The organism is Gluconobacter sp. Dm-73, assembly GCF_018256215.1.
Classification (GTDB): Bacteria; Pseudomonadota; Alphaproteobacteria; order Acetobacterales; family Acetobacteraceae; genus Gluconobacter; species Gluconobacter cadivus.
In genome coordinates this window covers 58,044-82,044 of sequence record NZ_JAERLW010000006.1, presented here as the reverse complement: position 1 = coordinate 82,044, position 24,001 = coordinate 58,044, and the positions used below count along the sequence as shown (strand labels likewise).

Genomic DNA, 24,001 nt, shown 5'->3' with positions numbered 1-24,001 from the left:
GGCATGAGACAGGAGACATGCGTCCGCCATGAACGACGTTCAGAATCAGTTCCGTTTTTCCGATATTTTTGATTATTGCCGGATGGGTGCTGTCCTCATCATGCTGTCCGTGTGTATCGGCAGCGTCTGCGCCTTGTTTCTGTGGCTTCTGGACGTCGTAACTGCTTGCAGGATCGCTCATCCGGTTCTGCTGTTCGGCCTTCCTCTGGCGGGGGTGGCGGTCGGGCTATGGTATTTCTGGTTCGGACGGGATGTGGAAGGCGGGGCGAACCTGATCGTGGACGAAATCCACGAGCCGGGGGCCGGGGTTCAACTCCGCATGGCGCCTTTCGTGTTGATCGCGACGGTTGTGAGCCATCTTTTCGGTGCGTCTGTCGGGCGGGAAGGAACGGCCATACAGGTTGGAGGCAGTCTGGCGAGTGCGACGGCGCGGCTGTTCAGGCTTCGCTCTTCGGAACGCTGCGCCCTGCTGGTTTGTGGCATTGCCGCAGGGTTTGGTTCCGTCTTCGGAACCCCCGTTGCAGGAGCGGTTTTCGCTCTTGAAGTTCTAACGTTGGGCCGGCTCGACTACCGGTTTCTTTTTCCTGCGGCCATGGCCTCCATCATTGCGGACTGGTCCTGTCGCGCCTGGGGAGTGCATCACGTTTTCTACCCTCTGATGTTTCAGGGGACACTGAGTGCCGACGGCTCGCTGTTGCACGTCAATCCTGTGCTGGCTGGGAAGGTTGCCGGTGCGGCTGTTGTTTTTGGTCTCCTGAGTTGGATCTTCGCGGAGAGCGTGCATCGTCTGGCGGCAGTTATGAAAACAGTCTGTCCGAGATCATGGCTGCGCCCGGCGATTGGCGGGATTGCGACCATTCTTTTGGTGATAGTCGTTGGGAACAGGGATTATCTTGGGCTGGGCGTTCTTCCGGCAGAACCCAGTGGAGCGGCCATTGTCAGCTTTTTCGGGCCTGCATTCTATCCCTGGTCTTGGTTCTGGAAGCTGGCGTTTACAGTTGTTGTTCTGGCGAGTGGGTTCAAGGGCGGGGAAGTCACGCCACTATTTTTTCTGGGTGCCGCCTCGGGAAATGCTTTGGCCCATGTGCTGCATATGCCGGTGGACCTACTCGCTGCTGTGGGGTTCGTGTCGGTCTTTGCGGGCGCGGCGAACACGCCTCTGGCCTGTACCTTGATGGGTGTCGAGTTGTTTGGGGCCGCGGATATCGCCTATTTCGCGATCGGATGTTTCGTGGCCTGCGCTTTTTCAGGAAAGACCGGGATTTACCTCTCACAGCGGATCGGGAGCATGACGCTGCGAGAGGCACGGAGTAGAAACTGATCGTATGTCTATGTTTTGCGTGACTGCTGCGTGAGGGCCATGACAAGGGCTGCGACCCAACCGATGACCGTCCAGCCCAGCAGGACCGCCACCATCGCGATTTTTCGCTGATCGACAGTGTCGCGTTTGTACGCAATCAGGATCGGGAGAAGATAAAGAACCAACCCAAGACCTGCGAGGACAGAGAACAGGGCGGAGGATTTTATGGACTTGGCCGGAGCTATGGTGTCGGAATTTGTTGTCGTGGGCTGGGCAACGGCGGATGACGAAGACACCGGCTTCTGGGGAGCGGATTCCGTCGGCGGAGGAGGCACGTTCGTCGAACCCTGATCTCCTCGAACCGAAGCAGCCTGTTCCGGCGTTATGTAACCGGTCTGGACAAGAAAGGCGGAAAGGGCCTCGGGAAATGGAAGCAGTTCTTTTTCTTTGGCAGAACAGCCATGACCATTCTGTTTTTCTGCGGCGGGTTTGAGATCACATAAAGACAGGCCAGATCCGGCTTCTTTTGTGGATTGCGCATGAGCCAGCATATCGCGCCAGCCTTCTGAGAATTTGCCCAGATTGGCCATGGTCGCGACCTCATAGGCCAGAAAGCCATTCGGCTCGAAACGACCGGATCGTGTCCAGTTGCGGCGTCTTTCAGCCAGATCTTTGGCAAGATAGTCCCGATAGACCGGATCGCGTGTCACATTTTCCAGAACACCGTCGTGATAACGCGAAATCACAATAGGTGATTCAGAACCGGCATGGGAGGCGAAAGTATAGAGGAAGGACTGATCGAAGGTCAGGATTTCCTGCTGTCCATTTCCGACGATATCCACGATCTGCGGCTCACCATCACCGTCCATCGCTCCCAGTTCGAGGTGCTGCCATTGCCCTTTGGAACGCAGATCGAAAATGGACGTAAGGGAGCAGCAATGCGCACCCCCCGTATAAGCCGAGACCATGACTTGTGGGAAAGGGGTCGACGCGTCCAGCTGTCTAAAAGACATTCTGAGCTGCGCCATGCCGTCATCTTCCGTCCCATAGGGTGTCAGGGGAAAAGAAGACGCCTGTGCCAGCGTATCTCCGGGCGTGCGGAGTGTCAGGAAAGCCATGCTGCAAGGAGATGTGGGGCTGGAATCCATATCGCCCCAGACGATCGGCACATTGCATTTTGTCGTGTGTCTGACGTCCAGCGACGCGACAACGCCCCGTGCAGAAAGCGTGACATGAGACCCCTTTTCCAACTCTGCATGAGCGAGCGGGAGAATTTCTGGCGGCGCTGCTTTCGCGGGAGGTAAAGTTCCGGTTAACGCGGCACTCACCAAGGCGCTTGCGAGAAGTCGGAAGGTCGTGACCGCGGATCGTTTTCTTTTCGTATCATGCAATGTTTTGTCATCTCCGCAGTCGGGTAGTTCTGAAGTATCGCTAATAACGCTCTCAAACATTGGCAGTTTTTACCAGGCGTTTCCTCAACAGCAAGGAAACGTGATCCGTCACAAAAGAAATAACAAGAACCTGTTGCTGAAGACAGCTTTCTCAATCCGGTTTCAGGCGTCTGGATGAGTCTCCTTTTCCGGAGATGGGGTGGTAAAGATGTCGATCAGAACACAAATGTTTAGACTTCGGGCATCACTCGAATCGGTGTCCTCTTATCTCCCCGGCGCGCCGAAAGAGGGCGCGCATTCGCGAAACTGCTGGGCGGATGAAAACCCCATTCGGGCAGACTTGTTCGGTCTGGAGCGGATGCGGACGCATGCTCACAGTCTGGCAGTCTCCCATGCCCGGATCGGGTTTGGTACTCGTGGTAGCCCGCTCATTGCCCGTCTGAACGACAATGCGCGGGTGTTGCAGGATGCCAATATTGTCCTGTCCCACGCATCGGAGCAGGGAAAGCAACTGACCCCAGCCGCTGAATGGCTGATCGACAACTATTATCTGATGGACATGCAGATTCAGACCATCAAGGTTGAGCTGCCTGTCGGCTATTACCGTGACCTCCCCAAACTTGTGGATGGCGCGTTTGCCGGACTACCCCGCGTTTTCGAAATCGCCTGGGCGCTGGTGGCGCATACGGACAGTCATATCAGCTCAGAAACGATCCGCGAGTTTCTGGAGACCTACCAACAGACCCAGCCTCTGCTGATCCGGGAACTCTGGGCCGTTCCGATTAATATTCGCATCGTTTTGATTGAAAACCTGCGGCGTATTTCACAAAAAATCAGCGCTGACCTGAAGGCGCGGGAGAGGGCCGATACTCTTGTCGATGCGCTGACGGAAAACGGGGGCGTCAATGGTCCGCAGACCATGCAGCTTCTCGCTGGGGTTGAGATCCACACGCTCTCGCGCGCTTTTCTTGTTCAGTTCGCCCATCGTCTACGGGGGCATGATCCGCAGAAAGACCCTGCGTTTCTTTGGCTTGATGGCGTGCTCCAGGAAAAAGGAACGGATCTGGAGACGCTCGTTCATGAGGAAATGCAGGAGCAGGGCGGCCTGAACGCGACAATTCGTAACATTATCAACAGTATCCGGTTGATGACGACGACCGACTGGAACGATCTGGTCGAGGATGTCAGTCTTGTCAGTAGAATATTGGCGGCTCATGGCGAATTTGCCGGGATGGATCTGACGACGCGCCACCTCTACTGCCGGGCTGTTGAAAAACTCGCTAAAGGATCGCGGTTTACAGAGTGCGATATTGCCAGTCTGGCAGTTGCAAAAGCGCAGAATGCCCGTGTCGAGCAATCTGCGGAGCCACGGCGTGCTGATCCCGGATATTACCTGATTGCGGAGGGGCGTTCCGCTCTTGAGCAGGAACTGGGGTTTCGCGCGCCGCTGCGGGTTCAGGTCGGGAAGATCAGTCGTCAGCTTGGCATTACCGGCTACAGTATTGCCGTTACGCTTTTGACACTTCTGCTGCTGGCAGCGTTTCTGTCGCTCATGAACGGTTATCTGCCGGGACGGGCATTCCTGCTTCTACTCGTTCTGGGATTCATCCCGGCATCCGATGCCGTGGTTTCCGGAATGAACCGTTTTCTGATGTGGGCTATTACGGTTTCAGAACTTCCGGCACTGGAACTCAAACAGGGTATTCCGGCCGAACTGAGGACGATGGTCGTAGTGCCGACCCTTCTGACGCACCGGCAGGCTGTCGGGGAAATGGTTGATCGGCTTGAAAAACATTATCTCGCCAGCCGGGATGGAGATATCTTTTTCGCGCTGCTGACGGACTGGACGGATTGGTCTTCCGAACACCGCGCAGGGGATGAAGACCTGCTGGAGCAGGCCGTACAGGGCATTGAGCGACTGAACAGGATCTATGGACGGACCGATGGGGCAATTGACGGTGCCTCGAACCGTTTCCTGTTGCTGCATCGTCGTAGGAAATGGTCTGAAGGCGAAGGGAAATGGATTGGCTGGGAACGTAAGCGTGGCAAGCTGCATGAACTGAACCGTCTTCTGCGTGGGGCGCAGGATACGAGTTTCATGCCGCTTTCGGGGCAGCGGATTCCAGAAGGCGTGCGGTATGTCGTAACGCTCGATAGCGACACGCGCCTGCCTTACGAAGTGGTCCGGCGTCTGGTCGGCAAACTGGCGCATCCTCTGAACAGGGCGAGTTTCGATCCGGAACGCGGGGCTGTCGTGGAGGGCTACGGCATCCTTCAACCACGTGTCACGCCTTCGCTGCCTAAGGCGCGAAGCAGCACACTGTTTCAGAGGGTTTTTTCCAGCCCGAACGGAATCGAGCCCTACACCGCCGCTGTGTCGGATCTGTATCAGGACATGTTTTCAGAAGGGTCGTTTGCCGGGAAAGGAATCTACGACATCGATGCCTTCGAGGCTGCGTTGGACGGACGGGTGCCTGAAGGAACGCTGCTGAGTCACGATCTGTTTGAAGGCGTCTTCGCCCGCGCCGGGCTTGTGACCGATATTGAGGTCATTGAAGAATTTCCTACTGACTATTTGGTTTCGGCATCCCGTCTGCATCGGTGGGCACGGGGGGACTGGCAGCTACTGCCATGGATTTTTTCATGGATGGGGTGGCTTCCGACGATCGGTAGACGCTCAACGCCCATGACGGGTATCGCGCGCTGGAAAATGCTGGATAACCTGCGGCGCAGTCTGTCCGCACCCATGGCCGTCGCGGCCCTGTTTGCAGGGTGGATGTTGGGAGGGCATGATGCGTTCGTCTGGACGATGTGCATTGTCGCAACCGTTGCCATTCCAGCCACTCTGCCGCTGCTGATTGACGCGTTTCGCTTCCGGCAGGGAGAGACGCTTGACAGTTATCTGGCTTTGCTCGGCACAGACCTGAAGCGGACTGTCCTGACCACTGCGCTCTGTCTGGTGTTTCTGGCGGATCAGGCCTGCCTGATGGGCGATGCGATCGTTCGAACGCTCGCAAGGGTGTTTGTCACGCGCAGGCATCTTCTGCAATGGGTAACGGCGGCGCAGGCTGCCGAGGCGCCGCGGGAAAGCCTGATGGGATATGTGCGCCAGATGGGAGGAGCCATCCTTCTCGGTGCTTTTGCCTTTGTTCTGATGCCTCTGATGGCGCCTCTTGTGTGGCTTGTGGTGCTGCCCTTTGCCTGTGTCTGGATGCTGTCGCCGGTCTTCGCGTGGAAGGCGAGCCAGTACAGTGTTTCTGCCCGCAGGCTTGAGGCAACAGCGGACGAGACGGCTGTTTTGCGCCTTCAGGGGCGGAGGACATGGAAGTATTTCGAAACCTTCGTCACGGAATCGGATCATTTCCTCCCGCCTGACAATTTTCAGGAAGAGCCCGCCGCCCTGCTCGCACGCAGAACGTCGCCCACGAATATGGGACTGTATCTCTTGTGCGTTGTTGCCGCGCATGATTTTGGCTGGATCGGCATGGCGGAAGCCGTGGAGCGAGTGCAGGAAACGCTTGCGACGATGGCGCGCCTGCCAAAGTATCGGGGCCATTTCTATAACTGGTATAGTACGGAAGACCTCTCTGTTCTTGCGCCAGTGTATGTCTCGACCGTCGATAGCGGCAATCTGGCGGGCCATCTGATCACGCTGGGCCGGACCTTTATAGAATGGGAGCATAAGGGCCGTTCGCCTGACGGCTGGAGACCGGGCGTGCAGGACGCTCTGGCTCTGGCTCAGGAGGAACTGGCCGCTAGTGGCAATGCCTTGCGCACGAGCGGTATCGCGCAGGATATCCGGTCGTTGCTGCATGAGTTGCTGGAAAATGCTGCCGGTCAGATTTTCGTCGAACAAAAACTGATGGCTCTTGTCGCGCGTGCGGGAGAAGCAGTGCAGTCCCTGAACGGGACAAGGGGACAGAAAACGGCTGACAGGGATATCATTCTGGCAGGAGGGGCTGAGAGTGTCCTGTTCTGGTTGCAGGCTGCCCAGAATGCTATTCGCAGTGATCAGAGAGACGGCGCCGTTGGACTGCAGACAGCCAGACTATTACGGGAACTGGCCGAGCAGGCCCGGACCATGGCGCTTGATATGGAGTTCGGCTTCCTTCGCAACCGTGAGCGCGGGCTGCTGTCGATTGGGTATGTCGTCAATGACGGCGTTCTGGACGACAACTGCTACGATCTGCTCGCGTCCGAAGCGCGGCTTGCTTCGTTCTTTGCGATTGCGAAAGGCGATGTTCCCGCCCGGGACTGGTTCCGGCTCGGGCGGCCTGTTGCCGCGGTCGCGCGGGGTGAGGCGCTTGTGTCGTGGTCGGGCTCCATGTTCGAATATCTTATGCCGTCTCTGGTTATGGCAGCGCCGTTCGACAGTCTGCTGGAAGGGACCAGCAGACAGATCGTCAGGCGTCAGATCGAATATGGACAGGCGCGTGAAACGCCCTGGGGCATCTCGGAATCAGCCTACAACGCCCGGGATCTGGACTATAATTACCAGTATTCCAACTTCGGCGTGCCGGGTCTCGGGATGAAGCGGGGGCTTGCCCAGAACCTCGTGATCGCCCCTTATGCGACGGCGTTGGCCACCATGGTGAATGCCCGCAAGGCCGTGGCAAATTTCGCCCGTCTGGAGGCCCTCGGAGCACAAGGAGCGTTCGGGTTCTATGAGGCTCTGGACTACACGAAAGAGCGTCTGCGGCCCGGAGAAAATCCTGCGATCATCCGCTCCTACATGGCGCATCATCAGGGCATGTCCATTCTGGCGTTTGCCGATACCATTCTGGATGGAATCATGCGCAGGCGTTTTCATGCGGAGCCTATGATGGGGGCCGCCGAACTTCTGCTTCAGGAACGCGCGCCGATCGGCGGGGCCATAACGCGTCCGCTGAAGGAAGAGAAACTGCTTCCGCCTCCGGCCTCTACGGGACAGGCTCCGGGTGGGCGTCAGATCACGCTGGATGTGGATGCGCCTCCCGTCACGCATCTTCTCTCCAATGGCCACTACAGCGTCATGCTGACCGCCGCAGGGTCAGGCTACAGTCGCTGGAACGGGCAGGCGGTAACGCGCTGGCGTGAGGATGGGACGCTCGATAACTGGGGATCGTATGTCTATCTGAGGGATATCGGACGCGGCCGTGTGTGGTCCGCCGGTTTTCAGCCCTGCGGGGTTCCGGCAGATCAGTGTAACGTCGAGTTCCGTGAGGACCGCGCTACTTATCTGCGGCAGGATGGCGAACTGACGACGACGATGGATGTGCTGGTCTCTGCGGAGGACGATGCGGAACTGCGTCGTGTTTCCGTCAGGAATACAGGTCTGGCGACTGTTGAGATCGAAGTGACGTCCTACGTCGAACTGGCGCTGTGCCCGCCGGAGACGGACCTTGCCCATCCCGCTTTCGCCCGGATGTTCGTGCAAACGGAATATCTTCCCTCGCAGCGCGCCATTATTGCCACGCGCCGCCGTCGTAGTCCGGGGGAGCAGGAAATCTGGGCTGCCTGTCTGGTGGTTGGAGGTGGAACCCTCTCCATTGAAACGGACCGTGCACGGTTTGTGGGCCGGGGGCGTGATCTTCGGGCACCTCTTGCATTGCAGGGAGCTTCGGAACTTTCCGGGAGTACCGGTACGGTGCTGGATGCGGCCTTCGCTATGCGGTGCAGGCTGGCGGTCCCGCCACGGACCACCCGTCGGGTGTCGTTCTGGACGATCGTGGCCTCGACGCGGGCGGCGCTGATGGACAGCATTGAGCGGCATCAGGATGCAGCAGATCTCGACCGCGCGCTGACGCTGGCCTGGACACATGCACAGGTTCAGTTGCGGCATCTGGACATTCGCCCCACTCAGGCGGATCTGTTTCAGAAGCTGGCAGGGTTCCTGCTCTATGCAGGCCCGACATTACGGGCCTCTCCTGAGCGGATCAGACGAGGAGCGGGACGGCAGACCGATCTGTGGGGGCAGGGTCTGTCGGGCGATCTGCCGATCCTGCTGCTTGTCGTGAGTGAAAGCGAGGACTTCGAGCTTGCCCGCACGGTGCTCAGGGCGCAGGAATATTTCCGGTTCAAGGCTCTGGCCGTGGATGTGGTCATCCTGAATGAACATCCGACATCTTATGCGCAGGATCTTCAGCAGGCGCTTGAAACGCTCGTCAGATCGTCCTCGGTGGGCGGCGGGGCCGGGGGTGTCCATCTGCTGCGGGGCAGCCTGATGTCCGGTGTGGTGAAGGAGCTTCTGTTCTCGGCTGCGCGTGTGGTCCTCCCCGGAAAGGGAGGGAGCCTGCAATACCAGATCACCCGTGCGGAAACGATCCGGCAGGACAAGGCGGGTTTGGGGAAGGAAACGTTCTTCCGGCCTTACAGGGCTACGGGCGAGGCTCCAGCCCTCCCGGAACTTGAACTTTCAAATGGATATGGAGGATTTACGGCGCAGGGGACAGAATATGCCGTGATTCTGCAGGGACGTCGCACCACGCCGGCGCCGTGGATCAACGTGATCTCAAACCCACATTTCGGGTTTCAGGTCTCAGCAGAAGGAAGCAGCTATACTTGGTCCGAAAACAGCCGTGAGAACCAGCTGACGCCCTGGAGCAACGACCCGGTCAGCAATCCGCCGGGAGAGGCTTTCTATCTGTGCGATGAGGAGAGCCGGGTTTTCTGGTCGCCGGTCGCGGCGGTCTGCCCTGATGAAACGGCGGTTCATGTTGCGTATCACGGTCGCGGTTACAGTCGGTTCGAGCGGGTTGCGGACGGGATTGCCACGACCTTGGTGCAGTATGTGCCACGGGAAGACCCAATCAGGATTTCAAGGCTGCGTCTGGTGAACCAGACTTCCCGGACGCGGACTCTGCGCGCAACGGCCTATGTGGAATGGGTTCTTGGCCGCTCTCGGATGTCTGCGGCCCCCTTCGTGTTCTCGGAAACTGATGCTGAAACCGGCGCCCTATTCGCGCGGAATGTATGGGGAGATACGTTCGGCGATCGTGTGGCATTTGCAGATTTCGGAGGACGTCAGACCTCCTTCATGGATGATCGGACAGCATTTCTTGGACGTTATGGAAGTCTGTCCGCCCCTCGCGCGATCATGCGGGGAGCCGACCTTCCGGGTCTTGTTGGCGCGGGCGTCGATCCCTGCGCATCTTTGCAGACGCTCATCACTCTGGCCCCGGGTGAGGAGACAGAAATCGTCTTCCTTCTGGGGCAGGGACAGGACGTTGAACAGGCGCGGAAACTGATTGCACAATACCGGGCCGTGGATCTGGATGATGTTTTGGAGGATGTGAAACAGGGCTGGCGTTCTGTTACGGACGCACTTCAGGTCCGCACTCCGGATCGGGCCATGGACATCATGCTCAACGGCTGGCTGCTGTATCAGTCCCTGTCGAGCCGCATCTGGTCGCGGGCCGGGTTCTATCAGGCGAGCGGCGCGTACGGGTTCCGTGACCAGCTTCAGGACGGGATGTCGCTTGTAACCTCCGCGCCTGAACTGGTCCGGGAGCATCTGCTGCGCGCGGCATCGCGTCAGTTTTTGGAGGGCGATGTTCAGCACTGGTGGCTGCCCCAGAAAGGCAATGGCGTGCGGACGCGCATTTCCGACGACTGCGCATGGCTGGCTTTTACGGTGGCACAGTATGTGCGGGTTAGCGGCGATCGGAGCGTTCTGGATGAGGAGTTGTCCTTCCTCGACGCTCCTGTTCTGGCCAATGACGAGCACGAACGCTTCCTTCAGCCGTCAATGACGGAACAGCGGGCTTCGCTTTACGAACATTGTGCTTTAGCGCTCGACCACAGTCTGACATGGGGCGCTCATGGCCTGCCTCTCATGGGCACCGGCGACTGGAATGACGGGATGAATCGTGTCGGCGAAGCCGGTCGGGGAGAAAGCGTGTGGCTTGGTTGGTTCCTGTCCTCGGCGCTGAAAGCGTTTATCCCCCATGCGGAAGCGCGGGGCGATCAGAGCCGTCTGGAGAAATGGAACCGAGCGCTTGAGAAACTCAAGACCGGGCTGGAGAACGCCTGGGACGGGGAGTGGTACTGCCGGGCCTATTTTGATGACGGGTCGCCGCTGGGCAGTCATCTCAACCGGGAAGGGCGGATTGATGCGATCGCACAGTCCTGGGCCGTGATTTCCGGGATCGGAGACCCTGAGCGCGCCCGTGTAGCCATGCAGGCGGTGCGGGAGCAGCTTGTGCGGCTGGACGACGGCATCATCATGGTTCTGACTCCGCCCTTCGATAAATCCGAACCTGACCCCGGCTATATTCGCGGTTATCCGCCCGGTGTTCGGGAAAATGGCGGTCAGTATACCCATGCGGCTCTCTGGACCGTCATGGCAACGGCCCTGCTGGGAGACGGCGCTACGGCCCATGCGATGTTTGCCACCATCAACCCGGTCCATCACGCCCGGAACGAGGCGGCAGCCGGGCGTTACAGGCTGGAGCCGTATGTCGTGGCGGCTGATGTTTATTCCGCAGCACCGCATGTCGGGCGTGGCGGGTGGTCGTGGTATACGGGCTCGGCAGGATGGATGCAGCGCGTGGGAATGGAAGTTCTGCTCGGTGTGCGGATCGAAGACGGCAAACTGTTTCTTTCGCCCTGCATTCCGCCGGAATGGCCGGACTTTGAAGTAATGCTGCGCTGGAAGACAGCCACCTATCGGATTGAGGTGAGCAACCCGGATCAGATCAGCCGAGGCGTGTTGGAGATTCGGGAGAACGGGAAACTGTTTGGAGGTGAGGAGCCGGTCGTTCTGACAGATGAAGGGGCTGTCCATCTGATTGAGGTTGTCATGAAAAGAAACTGAAAAATCAGTCAGTTGCGCGGAGCGTCCTGATCCATTAACACCGGCCGCTCCCGAAACTGACGTCATGAGACCGGCCACTTTTGAAATATTTTCTGTCTCTTCCCATTCTCTCCCTGATGTTTTCCATGTCGGCCAGAGCGGAGACATGTCCGGACCTGTTCGCAGACGGGCAGCCTCCGGCCATCCTGCGGGAAACGGCGCGGATCGGCACGGTTCAGCTCTGTAATTCGGGATATGCCGCTCTTGTTTCGGAAGCGACTAAGGGGCCGCTCTGGTCAGCCGAGGATTTGACGGAAGAAAATCTGGAAATTGCGGATCGCACGCGGCGGCAGGGTAATTTTTTCGCTGATGAGCGTCTTCCCCTCAGTATGCGGTCTACTCTGAGCGATTACCGGGCGTCAGGCTATGACCGGGGGCATATGACTCCCAGTGGCGATGAAGCAGGCCTGACGGCGCAGCAGGAATCATTCCTGCTGTCCAATATCGTCCCGCAGACAGCAGAGCTGAATCGTGGCCCGTGGGAAGGCGTTGAAAGTGCTGTCAGGGGCTGGGCGCGACAGGAAGGCGAAATCTTCGTTGTGACAGGGCCGGGTTACGATCCGGATGAGATGCGGACGATCGGGAAGGGCCGTATTCCGGTTCCTGCCGTGACGTGGAAGGCGATTTACGATCCCGCAGTCAATGGCACGGGGGCGTATGTGTGTCTGAACACCTATCGTCCGACCTGCCGTATTACGAGCGTGGCGCTGCTGACGCAGTTAGTGAATATTGATCCTTTCCCGGCACTTCCGCCCAACATCAAGGATCATGTCAGCGCCATGCCGCCGATCCGGGAAACGCCTGAAGCACTCTCGAAGCAGCCACAGGCGCGTGAACTGTTGCGGGAATGGGGATCGAAGGCCGCACAGAAAGCCCTCAAGGCGCTAGTGAAAGCCCTTGTGCCCTGACTTGGAACTCTACTGCTGAAAGTAGGGCCGTATATTGTTGTGTTTCAGATTATGACTATGAAGGTTTTGTGAAAAGCAGAAACGTCATAACTAAAAATTTATTAAATGGATTAAGGCAGGAGGCAGAATAACGGAATCCGGGATTTATGCTTCACTTTGACCCTTCCTCGGCGGTATCGCTTGTTGCGCTATGCCTCTGCTTTGTTCTGGTCTGCGTTTTTGAATTTGCCAATGGCTTTCATGACACGGCCAATGCTGTTGCAACTGTCATCTATACCAATTCGCTCAAGCCGACTGTTGCAGTGGTCTGGTCTGGGTTGATGAACCTGCTGGGCGTGATTTTGGGCGGTATTTCCGTTGCTTATGCGCTGGTGGAGCTTCTCCCGCCCGATGTGCTTTCGCCTCCGAGCGGCAATCCGGCTGTTCCGATGCTGGTGGCCCTTTTCGGCACCGCTTTGGCCTGGAACCTGATGACATGGTGGTTCGGGATCCCGAACTCCTCCTCCCATTGCGTGATCGGCTCGCTGGTTGGCATTGCGATCGGTGATTCCTTCGTTCATGCCCGCGAACTGGGGCACAGCGTGGACTGGAGCCAGATCTGGAAAGTGCTCCGTGCACTGGCCGTGTCGCCTTTGCTGGGTTTTGTGGGCGCGCTCCTGCTGTATTTCCTCATCCGTTCGCTTGTGAAGATGCCGGAAATGTACAAGGCGCCGACACCCGAGCAAAAGCCGAACCCGATCGTACGTGGCGTTCTGGTTCTGACATGCACGCTCGTCAGCTTTTCGCATGGCAGCAACGATGGCCAGAAGAGCATCGGCCTGATTATGCTGACGATCATCGGCATCATGCCCGCAACCTTCGCCCTGAACCCGGCTGCTCCTGTCAGCATCCAGCAGATCCGTCAGGACGCACAGCAGGCTCTGCCGCTGGTGACGCAGTATGACCGGTATTCTTTCAAGGAAGATGCCATCGCGTCGATCAACCGTCTGTCCCAGACGGATGGCCCTTCCCAGGTTCCGGCTGAGCTGCGCGGTGACGTATATCAGGTTCTGTCCGGCCTGCGGTCTGTTGCCGCCAATCCGGCTGCGTCCGATGCCGAGAAGAAGCAGGCTTCCCGCCTCGCATCCGAACTGCGTCCGACTGTTGAATACGCTCCGGGCTGGGTCCGTCTTCTGAGCGCGCTCTGCCTCGGGATCGGAACGATGGTCGGCTACAAGCGCATCGTCCGGACGCTGGGTGAAGGCATTGGAACGACGCATCTGACGCCTGCACAGGGCGCAGCTTCGGAAGTCGTGGGTGCAGGCCTGATCATGACGGCGGGTTATACCGGCCTTCCGGTGTCCACGACGCATATCATCACATCCGGCGTGGCCGGAACGATGGTGGCTGCGGGATCGGGCATCAACAAAAAGATGCTGAGCAAGATCGTGATGGCCTGGTTGCTGACACTGCCTGTGACGGTCTGTGTCGCGGCGACGGTGTTCTACCTTCTCGCCTGAGACCTCTTCATCAGAGGCCGGAGCGTTTCTGCTCCGGCCATAACGACAAAGGGACGCGGTGTGATCGCGTCTCTTTGTCGTTTCAGGGCTGCGATTTCACAGTGCCCGTTCCTGCATTAAGAAACAGAGGATCCAGTCTGGGCTTGCGACTGAAATCGAACAGGTCCTCGAGAGAATTCGCGTCCGCATCGAAAGAACCTTTGCCCAGCCGGTCGCCCTGAAGCCAGTTGTCTTCAATGAAACGGGGAATGGAAGACTGGGTCAGGAAGGTATGGCTGACATAGTTCGTCCGCGCCCAGGGTGACAGCACCAGCAGGGGGATTCTGGTCCCCGGTCCGCACCGGCCATTCACTTCAGCTCCACCGACGCCTTTAGGGCGAACTGCGGTTCCACAATGTCCCGGTCCGTCCAGCTGATCGACTTCGGGATCTGCGGAGCCATGACGGGGAGGGACGAAGGCGTGGTCGTACCACCCGTCTGAATCATCGTAAGCGATGAAAATGGCAGTATCGCGCCATTCCGGACGCGTCTGAATGAAATTGACGAGTTCAACCACGCCCTTCTGTTCATCCAGCGGGTCCGAATAGCCCGCATGGGCGTCTTGCCAGGCTGGCATTTTTACAAAAGAAACGGCGGGGAGGTTTCCTGCTTTTGTCGCAGCAAAGAAGTCCTGAAGATCGTACTCGTGGTTGGCGGGGTCCGGCTGGCCGTTGTCCGGGCGCATGCTGTGTCCGATCGCGGCTGGAGAAGATGGCCGTGCATGTGTCGGATTGGACGTGCTGGCGTAATACTGGAACCAGTTATGGTGCGGGATGTAGTCCGCCACGATCTGGTTCACGGTTGGGGAAAGCGTTTGGCGCTGGCACCCTGTCGAGCCATCGGGATTGTGGAGTGAAAGGTTGAAGCCTCCCATGAAGCCACCCCAGGTGATTCCATGTTTGTTGAGCAGATCCCCGATATTCGGCCCGGTCATCCGCACCTGATTGTTGGGCGTGGAGCAGACGTCGTCAGCGGGATCGATGTCGTTGATCATGGTCCAGCCGCCCTGTCCGTCTCCGACATAAGGCGATGCGGCATGCAGTGTTGACGGCTTCTGGGTCGTGGTTTTGATCTGCAGACCGTTGGTTTGGCCGGACACCACTTCCAGCGCCCCGGGCGTGGAAGGGCCGTATGTGTCCGTATAGGTCGCATCACTCATGGCGAAACGCTGTGCGTAGCGCCACATTGCCGTGACGGTATTGCCGTCGAAATAGCCCATGACCTCGCCTCTGGTGCCAAACGCCCCAACCCCGCCGGGCAGTCCGCGACCGGTATAGCGTGGGAACAGGTCGGATCGCCCGTGGTCATAGGCCCGCTGTTCGGCCGTGTAGCCATGGTTCTGGTCAGCGGTGGCGGCCTGTGTGCGATCCAGTCGGAAAGGCAGGGAGGCGTCCCGCCCGTTGGCCAGGATCGTGTTGGGATTGTGCCTTAGTAGGTCTGCCGTAGCGAGCGTATCGACGCGTGGTGTGTCTGCTGAGGGATGGAATTCGGGCTCGCCAGCAAGGTTGGCCGCCTTCGGGTATGTTCCGAAGTAGTGATCGAACGAGACGTTTTCCTGATAGATCACGACCAGATGTTTAATTGGGGTTCTGGTCGGAGGGACCGTGTCGGCTGCGTGAGCGGCGAGAGGCCATGTCAGGCACAGGCCAATCGCCGCAACAGGAAGACGCAAAGGAAAGTTCGTCATCAAAGAGTGGTCCGCCGCTGAGAAATCCGGAATTCGGAGCTTTCCTAGCGGCAACACCGACTTCCGATGAAGAAACTTATTTGAAGATCAAGGCTCTGAACTAAGACGTTTCGTCTCAGACCCCGGCGATCTGCAGAGCCAGTTGGGCCATACGGATGGCCCCCTCGCGGCTCGTCGCACCACAGATGAAGCGGGCAGGATGGGCAAACACGGCGTCAGAAACACCGGAAACCGCGGCCAACTTGTCCCGTTCCAGACCTCCCCACGCTTCCGGAAGGGAAACGCGCTGGCCGAAATCACCACGCACGGGCGGCACGGCCTTGACGTTCCACTGCTCCGGTCCTGCCGGAGAGACGACATACACCACCGGCAGATCACGCTCGAAAATGACCTTCTCCGTCGGCATTCCCGTTTCCATGACCAGAATGCGCTTGTCTTCAGCGCTCTCATAAGCCTCAATAACGCGGTCCGTCGCTTTGAGGCTGGCACGGATACGGTCCACGACATTGATCAGATGCGAGGCGACAGCTGTGGCGGCATTGGCGAAACCGAGGGACTCCCGTGCGCGGGCTTCTTGCTTGCCGTAAAGCTCCGCCGTATCCCAAGGCGGGCTGCATGCCGAGACGATGTCTGCCAGCGAGAGTTTGCCCATCTTGACCACACCATTGTCATCCTGATCGATCGGCAGGATCAGGGACTTGTCGAGGCTCTGCCAGATCAGGTCTACGGTAGCGTCATCGACCGGCGTGTTCAGGATGTTACGAATGGCCGCGTGACCATAATCCTTCCACAAAAGACCAGCCGCGCTGTAAGGCGTGCCGTCTTCACGAAGGGGCTTGTCCTTCATGTGGTGGTCGTAACGGCCATGGGGCGGATCATAGAGGCCACCGACGTCGAAAACGAGATCGGCTGATTTGATAACGTCTGGATTGCGCGTCCGGATGAAGGTTAGGCGATCGGCGGATTTTTCTTCGAGAACACGCGCACGAAGATCTCCCTGCGGCGCAAGGGCATAATGCAGGATGACATAACCCATGGTCTCGTCGACATGAAAATTCCCCGAATGGGTCAATGCCGTGACAGGCGCTGAGCCGTTTTCGAGACCAACGGGGGTGTGTTTAGACATCTTGGGAACCTGCCGACAGGAAGAAAGGGACGTGTTAGCCCCTTTCATGCCGCAGGGCAGCCCGGCAGACAACCTCGTGGCCGGGATTGGTTTCTCAGCCGACCCGATGCAGGGCGCAGAGCTTGTTGCCATCCGGATCGCGCAGATAGGCCAGGTACAGGTCACCCATTCCGGTGTGGCGGATGCCGGGCGGGTTTTCGATGGCCTCGCCACCGTTTTCAACGCCAGCCTTATACCAGGCATCGGCCTGTTCGGGGCTGCTCATGGCAAACCCAACCGTCCCGCCATTCGCGCCTGTGGCCGGTTCACCGTTCAGGGGCTTCGTGATGATCAGACGCCCACCGGAATGGGCATAGACAAGCCGACCCTTTGCATCGGGTTCGGCGGGCGTACAGCCGATGACACCAAGCGTTGCATCATAGAATGCTTTGGAACGAGCAATGTCGTTGCTACCCAGCATGATGTGGCTGAACATGAAAAGACTTTCTTTGGTCAAGGGGGACGGTAAGACGAAACTGCCTCTCCGCAGGATCAGTCAATATTGATGTTGCGGATTCCGCCGGGAATGCGCGTTTTGGAATCGCGCGGGACGAATGAAAGCCCGGTCGTATTGTAATCCGGGTTCTCCGCCATCGCCTGAAGGGTCATGTCGTCACGCACGTCCAGCGGGCGGTCATGTCCTTTGTTTTCTTTGCGGATGGTAGCAGCACAGAATTCTGCGGCAGCGGCGAAGGGGCGGCCATTGCCGTTGGCCCCGCTCACCATCTGCTCTCGGATGCATTTGCTGTCAGTATGGCCTGTGACCCACGGAGCAGAAGAACAGGACGCAAGCAGAAGAACGCTGGAAAGAAGAACGTAACGCATGAAGCAGAGCCTACTCGTGGCAGGGAACGGGATAAAGCATAGGCCCGGTAGAACCTGAGTGCTTATTGGATCGCTTCTTGCGAAAAGGTCAATGCCCTGTTTGGTCCTGACCGAAATGACCTGGGTCAGGACCAAACATTTATTTAGCGTGTTGCTGGCAGACCAGTCGTCAGGTTTTCGAACTGCTCTGGATGCTGGGACGTCGTGACGTCCCCGACGGGTTTCGGGTGATGCAGATTATCATACTGCAACGGCGTAATGGACAGGGTCTGGTCCATTGTGGGCAGGTCACGGATAGTCCAGCCGCCGCCGAGGCTGCGGATCAGGTCCACATCCGCGTGATACAGACGGGTTGCGATCTCGACCTGATGGATGCGGCTTTCCAGCGTGTTTTCCTGGCTGAAAATGGCCTCAAGATAGGTTCCGACGCCGCCCTGATAGAGCGTCATGGTCATGTTCTGCGTGGCGAGATTGGCTTTGACCGCCTGTTCCAGCGCTGCATTTTCCTTGCTCAGACGTTCGGTCAGGGACAGCCCGTCTTCTACTTCGCGGAAGGCCGATAGAACCTTCATGCGATAGTCGTCACGCGTTTCACGATAGGCCGACCATGTTCTCTGAAGCTCCGCCCGGCGAAGTCCGCCATCAAAGAGCGGCATGTCGAGCGTCGCGCCATAGGTCCACAACGAGTTGGCAAGATTGGCCAGATCGAAGCCATTGGCGGAGAAACCACCATTCAGGCGCAGGGCGATATGCGGATAAAAGGCCGCACGCGCAATGCCGATTTCACGATTGGCCTGTGCCATTTCGCGCTCGGAGGAAGCGATATCCGGACGACGTTGGAGTAGGGTGGAGGGAACATCGGTGGGGATCGTCGGCTGGACGAAATGGAACTGCGGGCTGGCCGGGATGTGGAAGCTCGACGGTGAACTGTTGGTCAGCACCGCGATGGCATGTTCCGTAACCTGCCTTGCGGCCTGAATGTCCAGACGCGCTGCCTGCGTTGTATAAAGCTGGGCCTGTGCGCGTGCCAGATCCAGGCGGGGAGCAGCCTGATTCTGGAGCTGGTTCTCCGTAATCCGGACGGCACGTTCGTAGTACCCGATGGACTGCGCATAGATCGCATCCTGCGCGTCATAGCCGCGAAGCTGGATGTAATCGCGGGCAAGCTCGGCCTGCGTGCTCAGGCGCGCCATGGCGAAATCGGCCGCACGCTGCTGGGCGAACTGTTTCTGCTCGCGGACACGGTTGCGGATGGATGACCAGAAGTCAGGTTCCCATGAAGCCAGACCGCCATATTCTTCTTCGGTCTGGGTCAGGGTCGCACCGTTGCGGAACAGACGATCAGCGGACTGTTTGTTGTCCGACGCACCAGCTTCGAGACTGACATGCGGGAGCAGTTCCGAACGCGCGGCTACAACGAGGGCGCGGGCCTGAATGAAGCGTTCGGCTGCGGCTTGAATGTCGCCGTTATCCGAGGTGGCGCGGGCTTCAAGATCGTTCAGCAGCGGGTCCTGAAACATGGTCCACCAGTTGGTGGGCAATGCTGTATCCGCGGGTGTGGCCACGGCAAACGGTGCCTGCCCCTGCCATGAGGCAGGGACGACAAGGTTCGGAGCCTTGTAGGTGGGCGCCAGATCGCACGCGGACAGACCGAGCAGCGACAGGGCGGTGCCGCAGACCAGACCGGTGCGGCGGAGGCGGGAGAAGGATGGGATCATCTTACTCGTTCTCTTTTCCGAAGCCGGACTGATTGTAGCCGCGCTGCGGCACGGTCACGTTGACCTTGTCGCCTTCGAGCACGTCTGCGGGCGGGTTGGCGATCACGCGGTCGTTCGGGCCGATGCCAGCCTGAATTTCCGTTGCCGTATCGGCCATGCGTCCGACCGTCACGTTCTGGAAATGGACCGTGTTGTCGTCGCGGACCACGGCGAGTTGCATGCCCTTTTCCTGGAAGACCAGAGCACTCGTGGGAACTTCGTAGAGATGCGAGTTCTCATTATTCGCTTTGAGTTCCACCGAAGCGAAGGTGCCCGGCCACAGGACTTCGTTCGGATTGTCCATCTCGAACTCCGTGGTGGAGGTACGGGTGTTTGGATCATAGCCGCGCGCGGTCGTCAGGAAGTTCGCCGTGAATTTGCGGTCTTTGAACTGCGGGACGGTGACTTCTGCTGTGATGTCCGGCTGAAGGACATACTGAAAGACTTCCGGCACGGAGACGAACAGACGCAGCTTGTGGACGTCTGCCACGGTGAAGAGCTCGGAGGCCGCGCCCGCAGCGTTGAGGTTGCCACCACCGTCATGGACGTAGTCGCCGACATTGATGTCACGTGAGGTCACGATACCATCGAAGGGGGCTACGATCGTTTTGAAGCGTTCGAGCGCCTCGAAGTGTGCAACGTTCCGCTCGGCGGCTTCGACCTGCGCCTTGGCAGACTGCTGGTCAGCCTGCGCGACGGAGACGGACTGTCCCGAGACGGACTGTGAGCGGCCCATGGCCTGCCAGCGCTGGAGCGTGACATTGGACAGGTTGTACTTTGCCATGATCGACGCGAGATCGGCCTTCGCCTGTGCGTATTGTGCGTCCAGTGCCGGGGCGTTGATCTCGGCCAGAACGTCGCCCTGCTTCACGCGGGCGCCGTAGTCCTTGTACCACATCTTCACGTAGCCCGAGACCTGCGGATAGATCGGTGCCTGATACCAGGCATCGATGTTGCCGGGCAGCGTCAGGGCGACCTTCTTGGGGGACTGGATCGGCTTGACGACGGCAACGTCGGGCAGAGCGTTTTCCTTCGTCTCTGCTGCAAGGGCCGCAGAGACATGGATACGGTCAACGACGATATAGCCGACATAGAGCGCGAGGAGGCACCCTCCCGCAGCGGCGATGAGTTTGGGGGAGGTAGCCATCAGGCGATTTCCTTCTGACGCGATGTGCGGTTGTGGAGGATTGCGTAGACGCAGGGAACAAAGAGGAGGGTCGAGATCGTTGCGACGATCAGGCCGCCGATCACGGCGCGGCCGAGGGGCGCGTTGGTCGAGTTCGATGTTGCCATCGGGATCATGCCCACGACCATGGCCAGCGCTGTCATGATGACCGGGCGGATACGGCCGTAACCGGCTTCGATAGCCGCTTTAAGCGCATCGCCGTGGATTTCGAGGCGTTCACGGGCAAAGGACACCACGAGGATCGAGTTCGCAGTTGCGGTTCCCATGCACATGATGGCGCCCGTCAGAGCCGGGACGGACAGGCGTGTCTGCGTGAGGAACAGCGCCCATGCGATGCCGCCGAGTGCGCCCGGAAGGGCTGTGATGATGATGAACGGGTCCAGCCAGGACTGGAAGTTCACCACAATCAGCAGATAGATCAGGACGATCGAGATCGCGAGACCGATGATGAGCTGCTTGTAGGCGCTTGCCATCGTTGTGGCCTGACCGTGGATATCGACTTCGGCGGAGGTCGGTTTGTTATGATCGTCGTGGGCGACGACCTGACGCACCTTGTCCAGCACGGAACCCATATCGGTGCCTTCGATGTTCACATAGATGTCGATTTCGGACATCGAGTTGTAGTGCGAGACTTCGCCCGGAGTGCCGGCTGCCACGACATTGGCAAGGGCGCCCAGAAGCTGGGTCTTGTCGTTGGGATCCCCGTCTCCCTTGTCGACCGGGATGGTCAGCAGGTCATTGAGATGGGTGAGCTGATCCTGCGACGTGTAGACGTTGAGCGGGAAGGTGACATTGTCGACCGGATCAAGCCAGAACTGCGGATCGACGACGCCGGAACCGGCAAGCGTCAGCAGTTCGTTGGTTGCAAGATCGGCTTCCGTCACGCCAGTTGCCTGACTGAAGGTTCGGTTGCCATTCACCATCAGCGTTGGTGTGGACATCGTCTGCTGGATGTTCACGTCTGCCGTGCCTGGAATCTGGCGGATCAGCCCGATCAGGTGCTTGGCGTAGTTGTAGTTTTCCATGGCATCCGGGCCGGAAAGCTGGATGTCGATGGGGGCGGCGGAACCGAAGTTCAGGATCTTGTTCGTCAGATCCGCAGGCTGGAATGTGAAAACCGTTCCCGGGAAGCGCTTGGAGAGATCCTTGCGCAGGAGGGCACGGTAATCCCAGACCGGGGATTCAGCGTTCTTCAGGGCGATCGTCAGATCGCAATCCTGCGTCCCGATGGACGGGGTCGGGATGAAGGCCTGGTTATGCGGTCCTTCGGGAAGGCCGCAGTTTGAGATGATGTTCTCGACCTTGCCCGGCAGAAGTTGGTTGATGCGATCGTCCACGAGGGCGGCGATGCGGCCTGCGACTTCAATACGCGTTCCGAGCGGTGCGCGCATGTGCATCTGAAGGGCATCGGATTTCACTTCGGGGAAGAAGTCCCGCCCTGCGACGAAATACAGCCCCATGGATGCGATGGAGAGCACCATGAAGATGCCGACAAAGGCACCACGGCGTGCCACGCAGCGTGTGAGGATCGTGTTGTATCCTTCACGGAAGCTGGTGAAGCGCGCTTCAAAGCCTTTCTGGAAGCGGCTGAAGAAGCCTGATGGCGGACGCTGGGTCGCATGCGGGTTCGGGATGTCGATCGCAGAGTCATGGATACCGTGCGGGTCTTCATCGGGGCCGGGTGCGCCGACCGGGTGATGCACATGGCCTGCGAGAAGGTACTTCGCCATGGTCGGAACGAGGGTTCGCGACAGGATGAAGGACGCGATCATCGCGAACATGATGGCAAGGGCCATCGGCATGAAGAGATAGCCTGCGACGCCATCGAGTTCGAACAGCGGCAGCCAGACGATGCAGATGCAGGTCGTGGAGACGAAGGTCGCGATGACGATCTGGTTGGCCGCATCAATAATGGCGGTTTCGAGGTCCTTGCCCATTTCAAGGTGAACGTCGATGTTCTCGATCATCACCGTAGCATCGTCGACGAGAATACCGACGGCGAGGGCCAGACCACCGAGCGTCATGACGTTGATCGACTGACCGGCCCATCCAAGGGCAATGATCGAGCATAGAATGGCCAGCGGAATTGAAGTCGCGATGATGACTGTCGAGCGCCAGGAGCCGAGGAAGAGCAGAACCACGATCCCGGTCAGGAACGACGCGGTGATCATTTCCTGAACCACGTCCTTGATCTGATCCTTCACCATGATGGAGGCGTCGGACAGGATGGAGATATGGACGTCAGGAGGCAGGATCGCTTTCAGGCGCGGAAGAAGGGCCTTGGTAGCCGCGACCACATCGAGTGTGGAGGCCGTGCCACCCTTCTGCGTGATCATCTCGACGCCCTGGCGGCCTTTGACCAGCACGAGGTTCGTCTGGGGATGTCCGCCGCGATAGACCGACGCCACATCGCGCACATAGATGACCGCATTGCCAACGCGCTTGACCGGAATATTGGCGATATCGTCCATGGATTCCGGGGCGGCGTTGGTCTGGACCATCCAGTCCGTTGCGTCGATCTTCTGGTCACCTGCCGGCAGAACGATGTTCTGGGCGGTCAGGGCAGCCTGAACGTCTGCGGCGGAGAGGTGGTGGGCCTGAAGCTGCTTCTGGTCCAGGGAGACCATGACGAAGCTGTCCATACCGCCATAAGGATGGGCGACGATGGCGCCGGGAACCGTAGCAAGAAGCGGACGAACGCGAATGACACCGAGCTTGAAGAGATCGGACGGTGTCTGTTTGTCAGACGTCATCTGAAGCGCAATGACCGGAACCTGAGAGGGATTCAGGGCCACGATCATCGGCGCCGGGACTTTGGGCGGGAGCCCGAGCAGCACGGTCTGTGCGATGGCCGACACTTCGGCTTCGGCGGTACCGACCGATGTTCCGGGCTGGAAATAGATATTGACGATCGAGCGGCCGTAATAGGAGCTGGACTCCATGTGCTCGATGTTCTGAACGGTCGTGGTAACGGCCAGTTCGAAGTTATAGGTGATACGGCCTGCAAATTCCTGAGGCAGAAGCCCCGGATAGGTCCAGATTGCCGCGACTACCGGAACCTTGATGTTTGGAAAAACATCGGTCGGCGTCTTGAAGATCGACATCACGCCAAGCAGCACGATCATGATCGACAGGACGACAAAGGTGAGCGGTCGCCTTAGCGCGGTGACGACGATGGCATTCATTCAGCTCGGTTCCCAACAGATTTTGAGCAAGGAAGGGAAACCGGGACAATAGGTGGGATGAAATACAACGTCTTTTAAATCGTGGTTTATGGAGTTTTTTTTACTTTTCAAAATCCATTAAAATTTTTTTATGATTTGAAGAGAGTAATCAGTATTTACGAAAGACGGTACAGATCTCGTTACGTTTCGAAAATTCACGAGATGGTGATTTTTTCAAGGAATGCTA

At 58.5% G+C, this 24,001-nt stretch carries 12 protein-coding genes; 4 read left to right on the top strand and 8 right to left on the bottom strand.

Annotated elements, in window-relative coordinates; translation table 11 throughout:
• The first annotated feature begins 28 nt into the window (after positions 1-28).
• The gene (locus tag JK176_RS07705; RefSeq protein ID WP_211587337.1) at positions 29-1,321 is read left to right on the top strand and encodes a voltage-gated chloride channel family protein; all 1,293 of its coding nucleotides are present in this window, start codon (positions 29-31) and stop codon (positions 1,319-1,321) included.
• 8 nt (positions 1,322-1,329) lie between these two features.
• On the opposite strand, the gene JK176_RS15175 is transcribed toward JK176_RS07705, so the two are convergent.
• Positions 1,330-2,628 (bottom strand): superinfection immunity protein, encoded by a 1,299-nt coding sequence (locus JK176_RS15175; RefSeq protein WP_211587336.1) that lies wholly within the window; start codon positions 2,626-2,628, stop codon positions 1,330-1,332.
• 319 nt (positions 2,629-2,947) lie between these two features.
• Between JK176_RS15175 and JK176_RS15170 the strand changes: the two genes are divergently transcribed.
• The 3 genes from JK176_RS15170 (at position 2,948) to JK176_RS07685 (ending at position 13,931) form a co-directional block, all read left to right on the top strand.
• Positions 2,948-11,485, top strand: a complete 8,538-nt coding sequence (locus JK176_RS15170) for a GH36-type glycosyl hydrolase domain-containing protein (RefSeq protein WP_349291917.1) — start codon at positions 2,948-2,950, stop codon at positions 11,483-11,485.
• A 125-nt stretch (positions 11,486-11,610) separates the two neighbouring features.
• On the top strand, positions 11,611-12,432 hold the full coding sequence (locus JK176_RS07690; protein WP_249194332.1) for a DNA/RNA non-specific endonuclease: 822 nt from the start codon (positions 11,611-11,613) through the stop codon (positions 12,430-12,432).
• A 146-nt stretch (positions 12,433-12,578) separates the two neighbouring features.
• Entirely contained in the window at positions 12,579-13,931 is a 1,353-nt protein-coding gene (locus JK176_RS07685) for an inorganic phosphate transporter (protein ID WP_211587335.1), read from the top strand.
• Positions 13,932-14,013: 82 nt separating this feature from the next.
• Here JK176_RS07685 and JK176_RS07680 read toward each other — a convergent pair whose 3' ends face one another.
• The 7 genes from JK176_RS07680 to JK176_RS07650 form a co-directional block, all read right to left on the bottom strand.
• On the bottom strand, positions 14,014-15,657 hold the full coding sequence (locus tag JK176_RS07680; protein WP_211587334.1) for a phospholipase C: 1,644 nt from the start codon (positions 15,655-15,657) through the stop codon (positions 14,014-14,016).
• A gap of 115 nt (positions 15,658-15,772) precedes the next feature.
• Positions 15,773-16,783, bottom strand: coding sequence for an MYG1 family protein (locus tag JK176_RS07675; RefSeq protein WP_211587333.1), 1,011 nt, complete (start codon positions 16,781-16,783; stop codon positions 15,773-15,775).
• 94 nt (positions 16,784-16,877) lie between these two features.
• Positions 16,878-17,258, bottom strand: a complete 381-nt coding sequence (locus tag JK176_RS07670; protein ID WP_211587332.1) for a VOC family protein — start codon at positions 17,256-17,258, stop codon at positions 16,878-16,880.
• A gap of 56 nt (positions 17,259-17,314) precedes the next feature.
• A complete protein-coding gene (locus JK176_RS07665) occupies positions 17,315-17,647 on the bottom strand; it encodes a hypothetical protein (RefSeq protein WP_211587331.1) in 333 nt (110 codons plus the stop codon).
• Positions 17,648-17,790: 143 nt separating this feature from the next.
• Complete coding sequence (locus JK176_RS07660; RefSeq protein ID WP_211587330.1) at positions 17,791-19,365, bottom strand: efflux transporter outer membrane subunit; 1,575 nt, start codon at positions 19,363-19,365, stop codon at positions 17,791-17,793.
• A 1-nt stretch (position 19,366) separates the two neighbouring features.
• On the bottom strand, positions 19,367-20,551 hold the full coding sequence (locus JK176_RS07655) for an efflux RND transporter periplasmic adaptor subunit (RefSeq protein WP_194262881.1): 1,185 nt from the start codon (positions 20,549-20,551) through the stop codon (positions 19,367-19,369).
• A complete protein-coding gene (locus tag JK176_RS07650; protein ID WP_211587329.1) occupies positions 20,551-23,775 on the bottom strand; it encodes an efflux RND transporter permease subunit in 3,225 nt (1,074 codons plus the stop codon). The genes JK176_RS07655 and JK176_RS07650 overlap by 1 nt, the downstream gene beginning before the upstream one ends.
• Positions 23,776-24,001: the final 226 nt, after the last annotated feature.